Raw genomic sequence first — 17,615 nt, forward strand, 5'->3', positions numbered from 1 at the left:
GAATTGCTTGGGACAAGAATCTGTCCTTCAAGCGATTTTGTTCACCGCCGTTGGTACCGCAGATTCGGATCGATGGTGCGAATCTTCGGCATGGCTCGCGGACTCCGTGGAGTTGCCTGCGTCGTGGGCATCTTGCTGAACGAGGGGTCTCCTGGGGAGGCAATGATGCCCGAGAGGCACACCCCACCTGTCGTGACGGCATGGTAGGTCCCGGCGGGCAAGGGCGGGGTGATGACCTGGAATTCGCTGCCCCGCCCCTCTCCAGTCGTTGTTGGGGGAGGCGGTACGGGGCGCGGAGGTTCAGCCGCCGAAAGGGTAGTCACTATCGCCGCCAGTACGGGAATCAGAAAGTTCAGTGCCGTTTTCATGACACAAAAAAGTGTGATCAGGCATTTTACCATGCCAGATCACCCTGTGTCACGGGTCAACGCTGGGGATGACCCTCGGTTCAGGCCCTGAAAATTCGGGGCTGAATTCCACTATTCAATTCGCCCAGCCGTTGGCCTTGGGCCGTTTGCCCACGCGCTGGGGGGCTGTCACGGTACTATTGGGCGGCTGCGGCTGCCGCGGGCATCCAATTCGCTGCGGTGGGGTAGCCATAGTCAGTGAATTGTTTGAGGGCGGTTTCGGGTTGCAACTCGGCGAGTGCTTGCGCGGGACTGTCAAACACATCCAGCGGTCTGGGCATGGCCAGATGGACCAGCGCAACGCTCTGGTTGGGCTGTAGGTTGAGATCATAGCGAATGAACAGACCGCGATTGCCTTCCAGGACGAGTTTTCCTTGAGCGGTGCCCAAAGAGGAACCCGTAGCGAGCAGCAAAGCTGGATGGTTGGCTCCCTTGAAGACTATGGCCACTTTCCCACCAGTCTTTGAGGCATCCACCGGAGTCGTGATGGTGATCGGTTGTCCGTCTGCTCGCAGGAGCGAGGCGATTTGATCGCTGGCAATCACCGCCAGATCCAGCCGGGTTTGGAGGGGCTGGTTCGTTTGATTGGTGAGCGTGTCGTGGACAACGTAGAGACCTTGCTCCTTGGACCACTGATGGCGACGGCGGATGGCAGTAGTGCCTGCGCGATCCGCAGCGTCGGAGTTGTAGCGCAGAGGAGACTGGCCGGGAGTTTCAATGTTGGTCTTTCCCATGATACCAACCGGGGCACCGTTCAGCCAGGGCACCAGGAATTGCTCGGCCCCCAACTCCGACTTCATGCCGTCGAACGGGTGCCCCAGGGTGCGCCATTTGAAGCCCAGAGCGTCGGGCATCATTCCATCGGGCGCGTAGGCCCCATTTGGCGGGAGCAAGCGTTGGAAGGCTTGTTGAGCGTCCTTTTCGACCGTCACATTCGCGAGAAAGGGAGTATGCAACCGGAATGCATTCAGGGCCGCGATGGAAGGTCTCCAAGAGGAGAGCGATTGATCCGCGGGCACGGTTGAGGCCTTTTTGCTGATATTGACGACGTGGCCGAAGGTCAGACGCTCGAAGGGGGCCAGTCGGAGATGCCATGTCGAGATCACTGCCCGAAGGTCGGTGTCCCAGCTGACGACGGGACGATGGGTGGCGGAGGGAGTGGCGAAGTTAGCCATGACCACCCGTTGGGTTTCACCCTGCCGGATGGCGCAGGCTACAGCGTCAGCACCGAAGAAATCACCCGAAAACGGGGAGACTTGCATGCCGTTGTCGGTGGTTCTGGAAATAATGAGGTTCGCCGGAGAGCCGCCAAGCCTCGTAATGAAGCTAGCGGTGATCTCCACAGGATTGGCGTTGTTGTTCTCCAGCATGTCCCGCCAGTCGAAATTTCCATCGTTCCTGCTGGTGATGAATCGTCGCATGCGAAGTCCTGGAACGGGGCAGTCGAGATCCGAACCGGACAGAATCATGCTGCCGGAAGCGAAGTTCACTTTGGAGCTTTGGGTCTTGTGAACCAGAAGAGGAGATCGATTGATGATCCACTGACCTAGATGAAGTTTGGCATCGTCGCAGCGGTGGGTGCCGTCTGGTTCGATCACAAAGGTCTCTCCAGTTTTCAGAGTCAGCGGAGGTGGCGGCTGTCCCTCTGCCGTTCGCTGAGGAGAGCCCTTTTCAAAATTCACGGAGCGAATTGGTTCAGGGGCGGTCGCAAGCTGAAATTCCGTCGGAGCCCCTTGTGCGGCCATGGCTGCGACGCTCCACAATGAGACGGAGCCGTCCGTAAAACCCACGGCCAGCCCCTTGCTGTCCGGGCTGAAGGTGGATGCATTCGGGTCGTTCTGGAGCGGTGGCGAAACGTACACAGGGTTGCCACTCTCCAAATCGATCAGGCAGAGCTTGGTGCCGTCCTTGGGGGAGATGGATGACAGCAACCAGCGCCCATCTGGCGAAAACGATTTTGGCGACTGCCAACCGCTGGTCTTCGGCGGGAAGATCTCTTTCACCACGGCGAAGGTGTCGCCATCCACGATGGAGATGTGTTTCGTGTCGTGGACGGCAAGCTGGTTCTTTTGACCGGAGTAGCCAAAGATCTTGCCATCGACCTTGTTGGCCGACTGGCGGAAAGTGTCCTTGTCCAGATCATAGCCGTAAAACGTTCCGTCGTGCATGTAGAGCAATTCGTTGCGCAGGGAAGAGAAGAACGAAGCGTAAACGGGGTACGGTATGTCTCTGGGCAACTTAAGTCTCCTGACGACTTCGGGGCGGTCGGGGTGCCGGATGTCTGTGAATCTGGCATGAAAGCCCGTGGAGAAGAGGCACTGGCCGGTTTTTGGGTCCATGCGGACGCGGCGGAATCCCCTACGGAGATCCGGGTCCTCTGATTCGAGTGCCCTCTTGAACAACAAAGTGCCGACGATGGGAGGAGAGGGGGGCGATGGGCTGCTGGCTGGGATCTGCCATTTCAGATGTTGGTTGACGTCTCCTCCGATCAGCGTCCTGCCATCCGGCATCCAGGCCATTTCTGTAGGAGAACTGGGCTCTGGGCTGACCAGGGTGTATTCCTGGGTGCCGTCGCTGGTGCGCCAGACGGCGACGCCAGTGGTGTCGGCTGTAACAAGCCGTTTTCCGTCTGGGCTAAAAGCCATGTGTTGAATGCGGTTGCGATGGCCGGGAGAACGGTCCGGCTCATGCTGCCAGGTTTCAGTATTCACCGCGACCAGGGGGTAGCAGGTGTTCCAGAAGCGCGGGCCTGACGGGGCGAAAGTCCCGCAGAGACATTCGGTCGTGGATTCATGCAGCACTTTGCGATCCGCCAGCCGGATCACCTTGTGCATGCCAATTCCTGATATCACCAACGTGCTCTCATCTGGGGAGAGGGTGATGCGGTTGAAGCCGCGTCTTCCGCCACTGGCGGTGAGAGACCAGATGGACACCCTCTGATTGGGGTCGTGATTTACGGCACCTTCGAATTCCTTTGCGTATTGCGTCCCTTGCCACTGAAAGACGATGTACCGCCCGTCGTCCCACAGCACCAGCCACCGGCCGCTGGCACTGAGGGTCAGCTTCCCTTCGGTCCAGTCCTCCTGTGGCTCACTGACAGGGGTGGGGGACCATTTTTCAGAACTGAAGCTGGTGATCCGGTGCTGGGGATCGAACGCCGGAGAAAGCAATACCTGCCGGGGGCCGAATGCCACCGCCTCATTAATGAGCACTCGTGGGGAGGTGGCCACCTGGGTTTGGGCGAGAACGGAGCCGGTCGTGGCATCAATCTTGGAGACGAGGACGGCGCCAGCAGAGTGTTCGGTGACGAGGGCCAGCGTTGCCGACTGGTCGGTAAAACCTTTCCAGCTGACGGTTGGGACACGTAGTGCCCAGAGTCCGCTGAGATCTGCCGTGTTGTTCATTCGTACCTCTGAGGTTCTCGCTTCTGTGGAGTATCCCAGAGTGAGAATTCGGCCGCCGTCAGGCGAAAGCGCCCAACTGCCGGGGCCTGAGATCCTTCCAGTCCGCTGCAGTTCGCGGTTGTCCACGGAGGGTTGCCAGATATCGATATCTGATCCGGCAACGCTGCTGGCGAACAGTTTTGTGCCGTCCGGCATCCAAGCGGTCTGTTCGATCTCGTCCGATCTCTTCGTGGGATCACCCAGCCAGCGGATCAGTCCTGAAACAGTGGTTTGTGGGGGATCTACGACGAGAGCCGGGGGAGTGTCCGCCTTGGGGAAGGGGACTTCCAGTTCCTGCGAAGAGGCAGGACTGAGGGATGCCAAAGCGATGCAGAGAATGCTGGAAGGGCCCGAAAACGCGAGGGCAATACGACGGAGAGAAAGTCGGGGGTAAGGTGGGGACATGGGGGATTCCTTTTTCATTCGTGACTGTGCCCGATGGGTTCCTGCTTTCTGGGGACTCGATGGGGTGCCAGTCATGAATTTACTGGGCGGATGTATTGGTGCCTGGCGACCAGTTCGCCGCCGCAGGATAGCCGTATTCAGTAAACTGCTTGAGGGCGGGTTCGGGTTGCAACTCGGCGATGGCTTGAAGGGGGCTGTCGAAGGCATCTAGTGGCCTGGGCATCGCCATGTGAACCAGAGCGACACTTTGGCTGGGTGCCAAGTCCAGATCGTAGCGAATGAACAAGCCGCGATTGCCTTCCAACACGAGCTTTCCCTGAGAAGTACCCGAGGGTGAACCTGCGGCCAGCAGCAAGGCCGGTTGGTTGGCTCCTTTGAAGATGACGGCCATTTTCCCGCCGATCTTGGAGACTTCGACTGGAGTCGAGATGTCAATCGGACGACCATCTGAAGCCAGGATGGATTGGATTTGATCACTGGCGATCACCGCCAGATCGATCCGGCTTTTAAAGGGTTTGTCTGTCAGATTCGTCACGGTATCGTGGACAATGTATTGTCCCAGCTCTCTGGACCACGCGTAACGGCGGCGGATGCCTGTGGTGGCCGTGCGGTCCGTCGCTTCAACATTGAAGCGCGGGGGAATTATTCCTCGCGTTTCGAAGTTGGTTGTCGTCAACATGCCCACAGGCGCGCCGTTGAGCCATGGGACAAGGATCTGCTCTGCCCCCAGCTCGGAACTCATCCCATCGAAGGCATGCCCCAAGGCGCGCCATTTGAAACCAAGCGTGTCAGGCATTGTGCCATCCGGCGCATAAGGACCGTTCGGAGGAAGCACCTTATCGAAGGTATCTTGGGAGCTCTCTTCCAGCGTTACGTTGGCAAAAAAGGGTAGATTGAACTGGAACGCACTCACTACGGCATCGGTGAGGTGCCAATTTCCAAGTGACTGGCTCGCTGGCTGTGTCGCGGCGGTTTTTGTCACGTTGACAATGTGTCCAAAAGTCCGACGCTCGAATGGAGCCAGCTGCAGGTGCCACGTTGAAACAACCGCCTGGAGACCGGCATCCCACTTCACGGCCGGGCGGAGTGGAGCCGAAGGGGTGGAGAGGCCGGCCAAAATGATCCGCTGAGAATCCCCCTGCCGGACGGCGAAGGCGATGGCACTGGCATCAGTGAGAGTGCCGGAAGAGGGCAGCTTCTGCGTGTTCGAGGGGGACGTGGGGAGAATCAAGTCCTTCTCGGCGGCCCCCGGCTGAATCACGAATGACGCCGTGACCGTGACGGGTTTGGAGCTAATGTTTTCCAGGCTATCGCGCCAGTGGAACTGTCCTTGAGACCTGGCGACGAGCGTGCGGCGCATTCTCACGCCAGGAATGGAGCTATCCAAGTCCGAGTTTAAAGTAAGCTGGTTTCCAGCGGGAAAGTTGACCTTTTGGGTTCGGAACTTGTGCACCGTGGGAGTGGTGCCGTTGATCATCCACCGACCGAATTGAAGTTTGGCGGCATCGCAATCGATGGTGCCATTCGGATCAATGATCATTTCCTCCCCGGTCTTCAAGGTCAGTGGAGGCGGCTGATCACCCTCAGACGATTTTTCCGTAGTTCCTTTTTCAACCCAGGAGACCCGGCCAGATGCCGACGCTTGGGCGAGCTGGAAGTCCTGCGGCGCTCCTGCGGCGACCATGTCCCTGACACTCCAGAGCGAGGCGGTACCGTTGTTGAATCCGATTGCAACCCCCTGACTGTCGGGACTAAAGCTCACGCTGGTTGGATATTCCTGCGGTGGTGAAACGTACACTGGCTTGCCGCTTTCGAGATCAACCAGGCAAAACGTGAAGCCGCGGGAGTTGTAGCTGGGCGTAAGTGTGGCAACCATCCAGCGACCATCCGGAGAGATGTCAGCCCCTTCACTCCAATGTCGGTTCACAGGAGGGAAGATCTCCTTGAGCACGGCGAAGGAGTCCCCATCAACGAGGGAGATGCGCTTGGCATCACGTACTGCCAGTTGGTTCTTTTGACGGGAGTATCCACAGATGAATCCGTCCACCGTATGGGCAGATTTGCGCAGGGACTCTTTTTCCAGGTCGTAACCGTATATGACGCCGTCGGTGGCGTACAGCAGCTCGTTTCGGTTGGAGGAAAAGAATGAAGTATAAAAGGGGTAAGGGGCACCTTGGGGCAGTTTGAGCTCTCGAACCACGTTGGGGCGGTCTGGATGCCGGAAATCGGTGTAGTTGGCGTTCCGGCTGGCGGAGAAGAGGCAGAGGCCGGTCTTGGGGTCCATGCGAACCCGACGGATCCAGGAATAACGGAAGTCCTCCTGTGCTACCACCGAGTGCTTGAACAGGGGGGTGCCCTCGATATTGCGTGCGGGGCTAGTCGGCGGGCTTGGCGGGATCTGCCACTTCAGTTGCTGGATCTTGTCACCGCCAACGAGAGTCTTGCCATCGGGCATCCACGCGAATTCGGTCATGGGGCCGTCCCCGGAACTGGTCAGCGTGTATTCCAATGTTCCGGAATGGGTGCGCCAGACGGCTAGGCTCTCAGCGTCTCCGGTGACGATGCGACTACCATCCGGGCTGAACTCCAGGTGACGAAGACGCTCGCGATGCCCTGGTGTGCGGTCGGGGACGCGTTCCCAGTTTTGAGTGTTCACGGGGGTGAACGGGCGGCAGGAAGTCCAAAAGCGGTTGCCTGAGGGAGAGAACACGCCGCAAAGGCACTGAGTGGGAGATTCATGCAGCACTTTGCGATCCGCCAGCCGGATCACCTTGTGCATGCCGACGCCGGAGACAATCAGGGTGCTTTCATCCGGCGATAGCGTGACGCGGTTGATTCCCCGTCTCGAACCATCGGAATTGAGTGATGAGATCGTGACGGGACTGTCGGGATCGTGATTGATTCCGCCGTCAAAAGCTTGATCGAAGCGGGCTCCATTCCATCGCATTACTACGTAGCGAGCGTCGTCCCAGACCACGAGCCAGTTGCCGCTTTTGGCGAGGACGAGCCTCCCTCTCGACCATCCGTCAAAAGGTTCAGTTATCGGAGTGGGGTTCCAGTTTTCCCCGGTGAAACGAGTGATCCGGAATTGAGCATCAAAGACTGGTGCCAGCAGCATTTGGTCCGGGCCAAACGCAACCGCTTCATCGAATGCCCCTTCTTTGGGACTGGCAATGCGTGATTGGGACTTCAACATTCCCGTGGTGGCATCGAGCCTCGACAGATGAAGAACTTCGGGCGAGTAGCGCGTGATGAGGACCAGCGTTTGCGCATGATCCGTGAATCCCTTCCACCGGATGTTAGAGGCGCGCACCGCCCAAAGGTCAGAGAGGTCAGCAGTCTTGTTCATGCGCGCGGCAGCTCCGTCAGGGGAGACGGTAAACAAGCGGCTGCCATCCGGGGAAAGGCTCCAGGTGGTGACGCCGGTGAGCCTGCCGGTTCGCTCCAGTTCAGTGTCGTCGGCGCAATGCCGCCAGATGTCGAGACCGGGCCCGCCAGATCTGCTGGTGAAGAGCTTGGATCCATCCGGCATCCATTCCAGTTGGGTGATGTCACCGGATCGTTTGGTTGGGGAGCCCAACCACCGGACCAATCCTGGTGCGGAGACCTGGGGCGGGTCGACGACGACAGGAGGCGGGGAATCCACCTTCGGGAACGGCATCTCCACCTCCTGGGCGGGAGCGATGAGGAAGCCTGTCAGGGTGGCGCACAACACACCGCAGGAGCCTGACAGCATCCGGCGGAACCGGCGAAACGAAGCAGTGAGGAGGATGGGGGGCATGAGAGTTATTTCCTTTTGATCATGGCGAACCCTGCTCCTGACTTTTTCCAGAGCTTGAGCATGAGCGGAGTTTCGGGGGGCAGCTTTTTCAATGCCTCATCGAGTGTCCGGCAGTCGCTGATGTTGGTTCCGTTCAGAGTAGTGATCACGTCACCCGGAGTGACCTTGGCAAAGGGGCGGCCGTCCTCGTCGGCTTTGGTGATCAGGACACCTTTGATGTCCACGGGGATCTGTTGCGTGGCGCGGGTGATGTGGTCGATGTCGACCCCTTCGAGCCCGGCACGGAGGGTAAGGCGCGTCTCAGAGGCAGGCGCAGACGGTGCTGACTTCGCCGGAGTCGGAGATTCCACCAGTGTGCATTCGAGAGAGAGTTTCTTTCCCTCACGCAATACGTCGAACGTGGCTTTGCTCCCGGGGGGCAGGGCCGCCACTGCGAAGCGCAGCCTCGCCGTGGTCGGAAGGTTTGCTCCGTTGAACCCGGTGATGATGTCTCCATACGCAAAGCCTGCCGTGTCGGCGGGGGACGATGCCACGATCTCTATCACCTTTGCCAAGCGGTGCTCGTTGCGAAGCGAGAAGGCTGCGGTCTCTTGCGGTTCCGTGTCCACCCAACGAAGCCCCACAAAACCTCGAACCACATGACCACGCGTCTGCAGATCATTGGCAACCCTCAATGCGAGGTTGGCTGGGACTGCGAATCCGATGCTGTTGGCAGGTCGCCAGCCGCCACCCGGATATGCGGCCGTGTTGATCCCCACCAGTCGCCCCAGGCCGTCTACCAGAGCTCCGCCGCTGTTTCCAGGATTGATGGGGGCGTCGGTCTGAATGAAGTCTTCATAGCCGCCTTTGATGAAGTTCATCGTGCGGCTGGTGGCGCTGACGATGCCGAGCGTGACGGTCTGTTCCAATCCGAAAGGACTCCCCAGTGCCAGGACGACATCGCCACGCTGGAGGGTGGAACTGTCCGACACCGACATGGGGTGCAAGTCGAACGCGGCGATTTTCAGCAGCGCGATGTCAGTTAGGGGATCCCGGCCAATGAGAGTGGCTTCCAAGTCCTGCTGACTTTCCGCCAGACGGACATGCAGCGTGTCTGCATCCTCCACGACATGATTGTTCGTGATGATGTGGCCTTCCTTTGTGAGGATGACCCCTGATCCGCTGCCCCGTTTTGCCTCCAGCATTCGGGGCTCCTTTTTGCCGGTACCAAGGTCCAGGCTTCCGGAGGAGGGCTCGATTTGCCCCCCTGGATCTTCATATTTCACTGCTAGTACGGTGACGACGCTGGGCAGGCACTTCCGTACTGTGGCGGCGTAGCTCAGGGTCACCGCCCCGGAGTTTTCAAGAGGGGCCGGATCTTTTCCGATCAGGGAATCCAGGCTGACGGTCGGCGTAGCATCTGCCCATGCAGATACCGTAGCGACCGTGCCCAGAAAAAACAGGGGGAGTTTTTTCGGCAATGGCATGCGGTGGCAAAAATAGGGGGAACCCTGGCCAGCTGCACGCCTTTTTCCCTATGGAGGTGAAGATTTTCGCCTCCATAGGGAATCAAAAACATCTCAATTCGCCCAGCTGTTGGCCTTGAGCCACTCGCCCACGCGCTGAGGCCATTCGTTCACGGGATTGGGGCCTTTTTTCATCCCATAGCCGTGGCCGCCTTTGCTGAAGATGTGGAGTTCAGCGCTGAGGTTGGCCTTCTTGTACTCAAGGTAGAGCAGAGCGCTGCCTGCTGGCGTGATCTTGTCGTCATGGGCATGAATGAGGCAGATGGGGGGAGCCGTGGGGCCGACCTTGAACTCGGGCTTGAGCTGGAAGTCGTTTCCTTTCTCCGTGAGGTAGGCCGGATAAACGGGGATGGAAAAGGCCGGGGTGGCATCGGCCACGTCCAGAGCGGGATCCTGCGGGTAGGTGCGGTCGTTCGGGTGCAGGGTGGCGTTCACACACAGATGCCCGCCGGCAGAGAAGCCGAGGATGCCGATCTTGTCGGGCTTGATGCCCCACTCCGCAGCGTGTTTCTGCGCCAGACCAAAGGCGCGTTGGGCGTCCTGAAGGGGTTCTTTGCCTGGATCGGACTCGTCGCGCTTGGGCACACGATACTTGAGAAGAATGCCGGTGACACCGAGGGTGTTGAGGTACTCACACACCTGGGAGCCCTCGTGTTCGATGGCCAGGATGCTGTAGCCGCCGCCAGGGCAGACGATCACCGCCGTGCCGTTGGGCTTCTCCGGGCGGTACACGGTGATGGTGGGGTCGGTGACGTTGGTCACGCGTTTCACATCGGACTCGTTCTTCGGCGGGATTTCCTTCTCGGCATCCATTTTGAAGCCGGGTTTCTCAGGGGCTCCTTGGGGCCAGAGCTTGAGGACAACGGGCTGATCTGCGGCTACGGCAGAGCTGAAGCCGACGGCAAGCGCGGCCGCCACAGGGAGGATGCGGTGGGAGATGTAGGTCATGCGGGTGAGGGTACGGTGGGAGGGGGCGGTTTTCAGTTTCAAGTTTTCAGTTTTCATTGATGGAGGCGAACTGGAAGGGGGAGGGCTTTGTTTTGCGAATGGGTTGCGAGTTGCGTGCATCTCGTGTCGTAGGGGTTGGGATGTTGATTTTTCGTCTTTCCTCAATGGTGATCCCTCTTCTCGGAGTGGGGGCGTTTCTGGGTGCCGCTGTTCATGCGGCCGACGCGACTGACCCGGTGGCTGTGAACGTGGAAAAAGCACACGGCGAGATCTGGCGTCGTTTCATGGATCCGTACCACCTGCTGCTGGACTCCACGGAACTAGACGGCAAGTACGACCGGCCGACGCCTGAAGAGTGTCGGGAGGGCAAGCCCAATGCCCTGGCTTGGTGGACGCCGATCGAGAACGGCGCGATGTTCAATGGCTCCTACATGGAGGCGGCATGCCTCCGCTGGCAGCAGACCAAAGCGGAGGAGGACCGGGGGAAGGCTCGCAAGGTCTCTCAGGGGCTGATGCTGCTGGCCTCCGTCAGCAAGGTCCCGGGTTTCATCGGCAGAGGGGTGGCGACGGATGGCAAGACGCCCTATCCCATGGGGTCCAATGATCAGACTTCGCCCTGGTTCTACGGCTTGTGGCGGTACGTAGATAGCGGCATCCCGGAGACGGCAGAGCGCCAGCAGATCGTGGCGAAGATGGAGGAAGTGGCAACGGCGCTAGAAGCGACGGGTTGGCTGATGCCGTGCAATCCGCCGGCGCCATCTCCGTTCCGCGGTGGCTACGCGCCCTTTACTTGGGAAGGGGCACCTCGTCTGCTCTTCCTCTGCAAGGTCATGCATCACCTCACTGGCAAACCCAAGTGGGATGCGCTGTACCAGAAGCTGCTGCGGGAGAGCGGCGGAACCCCCGCGCGGACCCGCCTGCAGCTCTGCGAAGCGGGCATGCATTTTGACAATGAGAAGCACCGCCAAAGCTGGACCGGTGCCAGTGGGGTGACGGTGTTACGCGGGCTGTGGGAACTGGAGCAGGATCCAGAAGTAAAGGCGGCTTATGGTCGTGGACTGGCCGCCAGTGCCGCCTTGGCTGCCGGGGGGCTGGAGATGCATGCGAAGTTCAAGGTAGACGCGCCACAGAAATTTCATCACGACTGGCGGGTGCTGAACCAGTGGTGGAGGCCGCAGCGCTCTGAACAGGAGGCAGTGGACGTGGCGATTTTTCAGGTCAAGGAGCTGGGCAAGCTCTCGCCCCAGCGGTATCAGGAGCATTCGTTTGTCCGCGAACCGTGCTATGCCGCCTGGGTGGTGACTCTGTGCCCAGACCCGGCGGTGGTCGCGGCCCATCGCGATGCCATCCGTGCCGTGCTGGGACACTACAAGTATGACCGGCTGTACTACTCCCAGTTCTTCCCGGTGGAAGCGGCGTGGTATCGCCTGCGGCAATTGCCTGCGGCTGAGGCAAAATCTTAGTCGCGTTGCGCTTTTGGTTTGTTGCGCAAGAATGGCGCATGGCGAGCCCCCGCACTAAGACGAGCAATTGGATCTGGCCGACGGTCATCATGGCCGTCTGTCTGGCCGTTTACATTGCCCGTGCGGTGGCTTTTCATCCGGACATTTTGACCATGGATGAGGAGCGTTATCTGGACTGTGCCAAGCGGATCTGTGCGGGCTATCTGGTGACGGATGACAACCCGGACTTTGTGAATGGGCCGGGTTATCCCCTGGTGCTGGCTCCATTTGTGAAGGCCGGGGTTTCACTGTACTGGGCACGGGCCATGAATGCGGTGTGGATTGGGCTGTGCGGTGTCTTTCTATTTGCGACGATCCGACGCTACTCCAACACCGCCTGGGCGGTGACTGGGGCTCTGTGGACGGTCTTGCAGCCCAGCTTGATGCGGTTGGGGCCGTTTCTCATGTCGGAGGCGTTCATGATGTTCTGTGTCGCAGTCTTTGTCTGGGCGTTCTGCCGGGCCCAGCGGGCTGAGGGGCGGGTGTTCTGGCACTGTCTGTTGGCAGCATTCTGCCTTATGGCGATGGTGATGACGCGGGTGATGTTTGGCCACGTGACGACGGTCATGCTCATACTGAGCTTGGCGGCGTTGCTCCTGCCTCTGCCTTTCTTGAAGAAGCTGCGCCGCCCCTTCGGCCGCACCGCCGTGATCATGGGGCTGGGCTTGGCGATGTGCCTGCCCTATCTGGCGTACACGAAGGAAAAGACTGGTAAGACCTGGTGCTGGTCCACCAATAGCGGGGAACTCCTCTACTGGGCAACGAGCTCGAATCCCGGTGAAAACGGTTTCTGGTACTGTGAGTATGATGCCTTGAACCACCCGGATCTGGCCCCCAATCACCGGGCCTTCTATGAGCGGGTCATGAAGCTCCCGGTGCTGGAGAGGGAGGCGGCTTTCACGCAGAGAGCCATGGAAAACCTCCGGACCGTGCCGCCGCAGCGCCTGGCGTACAACTGGCTCTGTAACGTCTGCCGCATGGCCTTGGGTTTTCCCCGGGCCTTCATGACGGAGGAAATCTCGCGGGGTGTGATGGTGGCGTTTAATGCGCCTCTGCTTCTCCTGCTGATGGCTGCAACCGTGGTGTGGTTGGTGCGTCCCAAGTCGGTCCCCCCGGAGATCTCCCTGCTGGGGCTGGTGGCACTGGTGTACCTGGGCGGGAGCACGCTGCCGCCGGCGCTGATCCGTTATGCCATGGTGGTGACACCGCTGGAGTGGGTGGTGGTGAGTGCCGTGCTGTGGCGGAATGTGGAGCTCAGGCTGAGACCGGCCGGTTTCGCCGGAGACAAAAGACTGTAAGGCGAAAGACAGGAGACCTGAGCGTGTCTTTGGCTCCCTTCGACGCCTTTCATGCGTCCAGGTCGCTCGGAGGCCATGTGGCAACCTGTTTGGCCGCTGCTCCAAGAGCAACGGCCTCAAAGGAGGTGTCGGCCACGCTGTCCGCTTGAGGATATTGTGAAACTGCCGGTACCATGATCAACTCATCACATGGGGCACAAACCGGCTGCCGTTGTCGGTGACGCGGCGCTCGCTTTCACGGATGCCGAGGCCGGCGGATTCGCCGTTCACGAGCCAGCTTCCAAGCATGGGGTAGCCACCTCCGAAATTGGGCAGATCGTAGAGCTGCTGATACACAGTCCCCTGAGCAGAGTAGCTGCCGCCGGTTTCATCCAGCACGTTGCCATCGCGGACGAGGAGGACATTTGCGCCTTCCCGGGAAAAGAAGGGCTTGCGCGCGTAGGATTTCAGATCGCACGGATTGCCGATGTAACAGGGGAGGAGGTTGGGATGGTTGGGGAACATTTCCCAGAGCAGGGCGAGCAGAGCCTTGCTGCTGGCCAGCATTTTCCATGCAGGCTCGATCCAGTTCACGTTGGTCTGCGCGGTCCTCGGGCCGAAGTCATCATGGATCATCCAGTCCCAGGGGTAGAGCTTGAAGATGGAGTTGATGACCTCGTCTTTCGCGTCCACGAACTTCCTGCGGAGGGCGCACCAGCCGATCTCTTCCACGGGGATCTCCGAGGTCTTGATGCCTGCCTGCAAAGCCAGGTCACGAACGTAAGTGAGCGTCATGTAGTCCTCGGCGGATTCGAAGCAGCCGGTGAAGTGCAGCCCGCCGGGGAGGGAGGGGCGCACTTTCTCCCATTGAGCGATGAAACGCTCGTGGATGGAGTTCCACTGGTCGCTGCCGATGCGGGTGTCCTTGTGCCACTCCCACTGCACCACGCTGGCCTCAAGAAGGGAAGTAGGCGTATCTGCGTTGAACTCGATGAGCTTTGCGGGCCCCTTGCCATCATAGGCAAGGTCAAAGCGGCCATACACACTGGGTGCCTTGCGGTGCCAGGAGTCTTCCACCATGGGCACGAGCCAATCGGGAACACCGAGGTCAGGAAGCACACGCTTCTCGATGGCGAGGGCGATGGCCTGCGCATACATGCCTGCGAGTTCATTCGTTGCGTGCTCAAGAGCGTCCACCTCCTGCGGAGTGAACGTGTAAAAGGCGCTTTCGTCCCAGTAGCAGGCGTCATTTATGGTGTGAAACACCAGACCGAGCTTTTCTACTTTTGGGCGCCAGTCGCGGCGGGGCGGGATGGAAGTTCGCTTCATGAATGATGGGGGGTTTAGGAAAATAGAAGGTGTCGCGGCACAGCCTCCCTTCACCGATCAGCGCGGGCTGCGCCGACCGGTCGAGTTGCGGGAGCTTGTTGACGGTTTGCGTTATGAAGCGGCGCTGCCGGAGTGGCCGAAGCCGCCTCGCGACACCGAGCTCTGGCTGGAGGAGCTGCTCTTGGTGCCGCTGCCGCCGCTGCTCGATGAACCGTAGTGGTAGCTGCCACCGCCACTGCCTCTGCCACCTCCTGCCCGGGTATCGTCGTCGTCCTCGTCTTCCTTTTGAGCCGTGTTCTTGGAAGGGGGGCCGGGATTGCGGTTGTATGATCTCTCCTGGCCACAGCTCGCGAGCAAGAGAGCGGCGGCTACGGTGGTGGTGATGGTCAGTGTCTTGGTCATGGATGGAATGAACTAGGGGGTTATTGGCTGAAGACGTGGGATGGTGGGCCATCCCCTGTCACCGCGAAATGCCGATGTCGGCGAGGTTGCGAGTGCCCGCAGTTCGAGAGCAGCGTGCAGGCATGGGTATGCACTGGCGCACGCGTCTCCGTCGTTGCTTCGGTGTACTCGCAGCCACGAGGGCTGGGTGACAGTATTTGCGGGCTTATTTCCCGCAGATGAGGTGCACTTGAATTCGCGACGAATAAGAGGATCAGGAAGCGAAGTTGCTCCTGCGTCGCGCTGTGTTTCCTACGGCACTTGTGTCATAGGTTTGTATCTTAGCCGTAGTGTATTCTTGGTCAAGAATAATGCGATTTCACCCTGACCGATTGTGCGCAAGTGCCTGTAGATGGGGCGGTTGGCGGTGGTGGGGCGGCTGCGCCGGAGCGGAGACAAAAGACTGGAAGACGAAGAACAGAAGACCTGAGATGCTAGGGGAGGTGCTTTCATGAACAACTCGCATGTTTGAAGACCTGGACAAGATTCCCTGGGCGAGCCTGCGTCATGCCTATGGAGCAGCGACGGACGCACCAACGTGGATTCGTGCTCTTGATTCAAAGAAGGAGGAGGACCGGACGGAGGCGATCTGTCATTTCCTCTGGAGCAGCGTGTTTCATCAGCACACGCTGTATTCTGCCACGCCATACGTCATTCCGTTTGTCATTGAGGCCCTCGGCTGTCTCGAGCTGGCGGATCGCGATAATGGTCTTGGCAAGCCGATGAAGCACGAGATGATGAAGTACCTGCGGTGTTGCGCCAAGGCTGGGGAGCCGGAAGGGATCAGTGCTGGGGCTCCCACTGTGGAAAACGCCATCAGGGATGGGAGGGAGACCTTCTTGGCGTACCGGGATGATCCAGATCAGATATTGCGAGACACGACGCAATGGCTGCTCAAGTTCTGCGAAATCGGAAGGGGACCTTGGATCTGGGACTGCCGTGAAGGATAGGAGGCTGGCTAATGCTGCAACGCGTACGGCGCAGAGATCCTCTGTACGAGAGGGGGGTGACCTTACTGACTGTGTCGCGAACTAGGGGATGATTCACGGACCGGCTCAGGATGCAGGACAATGCAGAGGTTGGGGTGGCGGAGAAAAGTGCGCTCCAAAAGGCGCCTAAAGTATGAAAATTATCAGAATAGAGGCGGTTGGGACGGCGTGAACCACCGGCAGCAGTGGCTTTTCAGCTAATGGACCCAAGGATTTGATGATCTAGCGCGGGTTCATTAGCAGTAATTATGGTTATTCCACGTTGCTTTTTGCGTTCATATCTTGCTCAGGATGAGAAAGAAAGTGATAGCCAAGTGCCTTTCCAGAGGCGGTTATTTATTTAATCGCTGCAAATATTCTTTATAAACTAAGCGCATTTTTACGAAAGTTATTGATTTTGCGTTTCATGACTGCCATATATTGCTCCTGTGAGAACGCTCGCAAAAGTGGCTATCGTATTTGGAACAAGGCCGGAGCTTATTAAGCTGGGTCCAGTGGTCCGTGAGGTGGAGCGTGTTGGCATGGAGGCTTGTGTGGTGAATACCGGACAGCACTCTGATCTCCTCACTCCGTTGCTGGGACACTTTCAGGTGAAGCCCAAGTATGACTTGGCCACGATGGAGCCAGGGCAGTCGCTCAATCGTCTCGGTGCACGCATTTTGGCTGGGGTGGATGAGGTGCTTACGAAGGAGCGTCCGGATGTGGTGCTGGTGCAAGGAGATACCTCGACCGCGCTCATGGGCGCGATGGCGGCATTCAATCATCGCATCCCGATCGGTCACGTGGAAGCGGGGCTGCGGTCCGGCAATCCCATGAACCCCTTCCCGGAGGAGATGAATCGCCAGATGATCTCCCGGATGGCGACCTTCCACTTTGCCGCCACCGACAACAATGCGCGGACCCTGTTGCGTGAAGGGGTGCCCGCAGAGCAGATTTACATCACGGGGAATCCTGTGGTGGACTCCCTGCGGCAGACGCTGGTGATGTGCCGGCCCAAGGGAGAGTTGGTTGATATCCTGAACCGCGTGGGGCAGCGCAAGATGGTGCTGGTCACGACCCATCGGCGGGAGAACTTCGGCACCACCATGAGGGGGCACCTGCGGGCGATCCGCCGGTTTGCCTCGGCGCATCCGGAAGTGTGTGTGGTTTTCCCTGTGCATCCCAATCCCAATGTGCGCGAGGCAGCGATGGCGGAGCTGGCCGGGCATGACGGCATCGTACTCACCCAGCCGGTGGGCTATGCGGACTTTGTGCACCTGCTTTCCCACGTCTGGCTCATTGTCTCCGACTCTGGTGGGATTCAGGAGGAGGTGACGGCGCTGGGCAAGCCTATGCTGGTGCTGCGCAACAACACGGAGCGGCCGGAGGCGGTCGAAGCCGGGGCGGCCCGCCTGGCGGGCGAATGCCCGGCAAACCTTCATCAGATGCTGGAAGCTGCCATGACGGATGTGGAGTGGTTTGTTCGCGCCAGCCACTGCCACAGTGTCTTTGGCGACGGGCACAGCTCCCGCCACATCGTGGACATCTTGAACCAGCGCCTGGTGCGTGCCGTGCAGGAGCTGCGTCTCGCGGCCTGATCTGTCTTCCT

At 59.3% G+C, this 17,615-nt stretch carries 11 protein-coding genes; 4 read left to right on the top strand and 7 right to left on the bottom strand.

Annotated elements, in window-relative coordinates; all coding sequences use genetic code 11:
• Window positions 1-41: 41 nt before the first annotated feature.
• The 5 genes from BV106_RS38560 to BV106_RS15755 form a co-directional block, all read right to left on the bottom strand.
• On the bottom strand, window positions 42-368 hold the full coding sequence (locus tag BV106_RS38560) for a hypothetical protein (RefSeq protein WP_265595723.1): 327 nt from the start codon (window positions 366-368) through the stop codon (window positions 42-44).
• 176 nt (window positions 369-544) lie between these two features.
• The gene (locus tag BV106_RS15740; protein ID WP_265595724.1) at window positions 545-4,255 is read right to left on the bottom strand and encodes a WD40 repeat domain-containing protein; all 3,711 of its coding nucleotides are present in this window, start codon (window positions 4,253-4,255) and stop codon (window positions 545-547) included.
• Window positions 4,256-4,334: 79 nt separating this feature from the next.
• A complete protein-coding gene (locus BV106_RS15745) occupies window positions 4,335-8,036 on the bottom strand; it encodes a WD40 repeat domain-containing protein (RefSeq protein ID WP_265595725.1) in 3,702 nt (1,233 codons plus the stop codon).
• Between the two features lie 5 nt (window positions 8,037-8,041).
• Window positions 8,042-9,502 (bottom strand): trypsin-like peptidase domain-containing protein, encoded by a 1,461-nt coding sequence (locus BV106_RS15750; RefSeq protein ID WP_051945924.1) that lies wholly within the window; start codon window positions 9,500-9,502, stop codon window positions 8,042-8,044.
• Between the two features lie 93 nt (window positions 9,503-9,595).
• Window positions 9,596-10,546, bottom strand: coding sequence for an alpha/beta hydrolase (locus tag BV106_RS15755; RefSeq protein ID WP_051945925.1), 951 nt, complete (start codon window positions 10,544-10,546; stop codon window positions 9,596-9,598).
• Between the two features lie 107 nt (window positions 10,547-10,653).
• Between BV106_RS15755 and BV106_RS15760 the strand changes: the two genes are divergently transcribed.
• Both BV106_RS15760 and BV106_RS15765 read left to right on the top strand, forming a co-directional pair.
• Complete coding sequence (locus tag BV106_RS15760; protein WP_038166232.1) at window positions 10,654-11,952, top strand: hypothetical protein; 1,299 nt, start codon at window positions 10,654-10,656, stop codon at window positions 11,950-11,952.
• Window positions 11,953-11,990: 38 nt separating this feature from the next.
• The gene (locus tag BV106_RS15765) at window positions 11,991-13,289 is read left to right on the top strand and encodes a hypothetical protein (RefSeq protein WP_038166234.1); all 1,299 of its coding nucleotides are present in this window, start codon (window positions 11,991-11,993) and stop codon (window positions 13,287-13,289) included.
• A gap of 177 nt (window positions 13,290-13,466) precedes the next feature.
• On the opposite strand, the gene BV106_RS15770 is transcribed toward BV106_RS15765, so the two are convergent.
• Together BV106_RS15770 and BV106_RS15775 are read right to left on the bottom strand one after the other, a co-directional pair.
• A complete protein-coding gene (locus BV106_RS15770; RefSeq protein WP_038166236.1) occupies window positions 13,467-14,597 on the bottom strand; it encodes a glutathionylspermidine synthase family protein in 1,131 nt (376 codons plus the stop codon).
• A 111-nt stretch (window positions 14,598-14,708) separates the two neighbouring features.
• Window positions 14,709-14,999: a hypothetical protein gene (locus tag BV106_RS15775; RefSeq protein WP_038166237.1), complete on the bottom strand. Its 291-nt coding sequence runs from the start codon at window positions 14,997-14,999 to the stop codon at window positions 14,709-14,711.
• A 503-nt stretch (window positions 15,000-15,502) separates the two neighbouring features.
• On the opposite strand from BV106_RS15775, the gene BV106_RS15780 reads away from it, so the two are divergent.
• On the top strand, window positions 15,503-15,988 hold the full coding sequence (locus BV106_RS15780; protein WP_038166238.1) for a hypothetical protein: 486 nt from the start codon (window positions 15,503-15,505) through the stop codon (window positions 15,986-15,988).
• Between the two features lie 467 nt (window positions 15,989-16,455).
• Window positions 16,456-17,604, top strand: a complete 1,149-nt coding sequence (gene wecB / locus BV106_RS15785) for a UDP-N-acetylglucosamine 2-epimerase (non-hydrolyzing) (protein ID WP_265595726.1) — start codon at window positions 16,456-16,458, stop codon at window positions 17,602-17,604.
• Window positions 17,605-17,615: the final 11 nt, after the last annotated feature.

It is taken from the genome of Verrucomicrobium sp. BvORR106 (assembly GCF_000739655.1).
Lineage (GTDB): Bacteria > Verrucomicrobiota > Verrucomicrobiia > Verrucomicrobiales > Verrucomicrobiaceae > Verrucomicrobium.

Excerpts from the sequence above, each read along its gene's own strand:
- BV106_RS38560 (WP_265595723.1), bottom strand. The coding sequence starts at position 368 with ATGAAAACGGCACTGAACTTTCTGATTCCCGTACTGGCGGCGATAGTG.
- BV106_RS15740 (WP_265595724.1), bottom strand. The coding sequence starts at position 4,255 with ATGTCCCCACCTTACCCCCGACTTTCTCTCCGTCGTATTGCCCTCGCG.
- BV106_RS15745 (WP_265595725.1), bottom strand. The coding sequence starts at position 8,036 with ATGCCCCCCATCCTCCTCACTGCTTCGTTTCGCCGGTTCCGCCGGATG.
- BV106_RS15750 (WP_051945924.1), bottom strand. The coding sequence starts at position 9,502 with ATGCCATTGCCGAAAAAACTCCCCCTGTTTTTTCTGGGCACGGTCGCT.
- BV106_RS15755 (WP_051945925.1), bottom strand. The coding sequence starts at position 10,546 with ATGAAAACTGAAAACTTGAAACTGAAAACCGCCCCCTCCCACCGTACC.
- BV106_RS15760 (WP_038166232.1), top strand. The coding sequence starts at position 10,654 with ATGGTGATCCCTCTTCTCGGAGTGGGGGCGTTTCTGGGTGCCGCTGTT.
- BV106_RS15765 (WP_038166234.1), top strand. The coding sequence starts at position 11,991 with ATGGCGAGCCCCCGCACTAAGACGAGCAATTGGATCTGGCCGACGGTC.
- BV106_RS15770 (WP_038166236.1), bottom strand. The coding sequence starts at position 14,597 with ATGAAGCGAACTTCCATCCCGCCCCGCCGCGACTGGCGCCCAAAAGTA.
- BV106_RS15775 (WP_038166237.1), bottom strand. The coding sequence starts at position 14,999 with ATGACCAAGACACTGACCATCACCACCACCGTAGCCGCCGCTCTCTTG.
- BV106_RS15780 (WP_038166238.1), top strand. The coding sequence starts at position 15,503 with ATGTTTGAAGACCTGGACAAGATTCCCTGGGCGAGCCTGCGTCATGCC.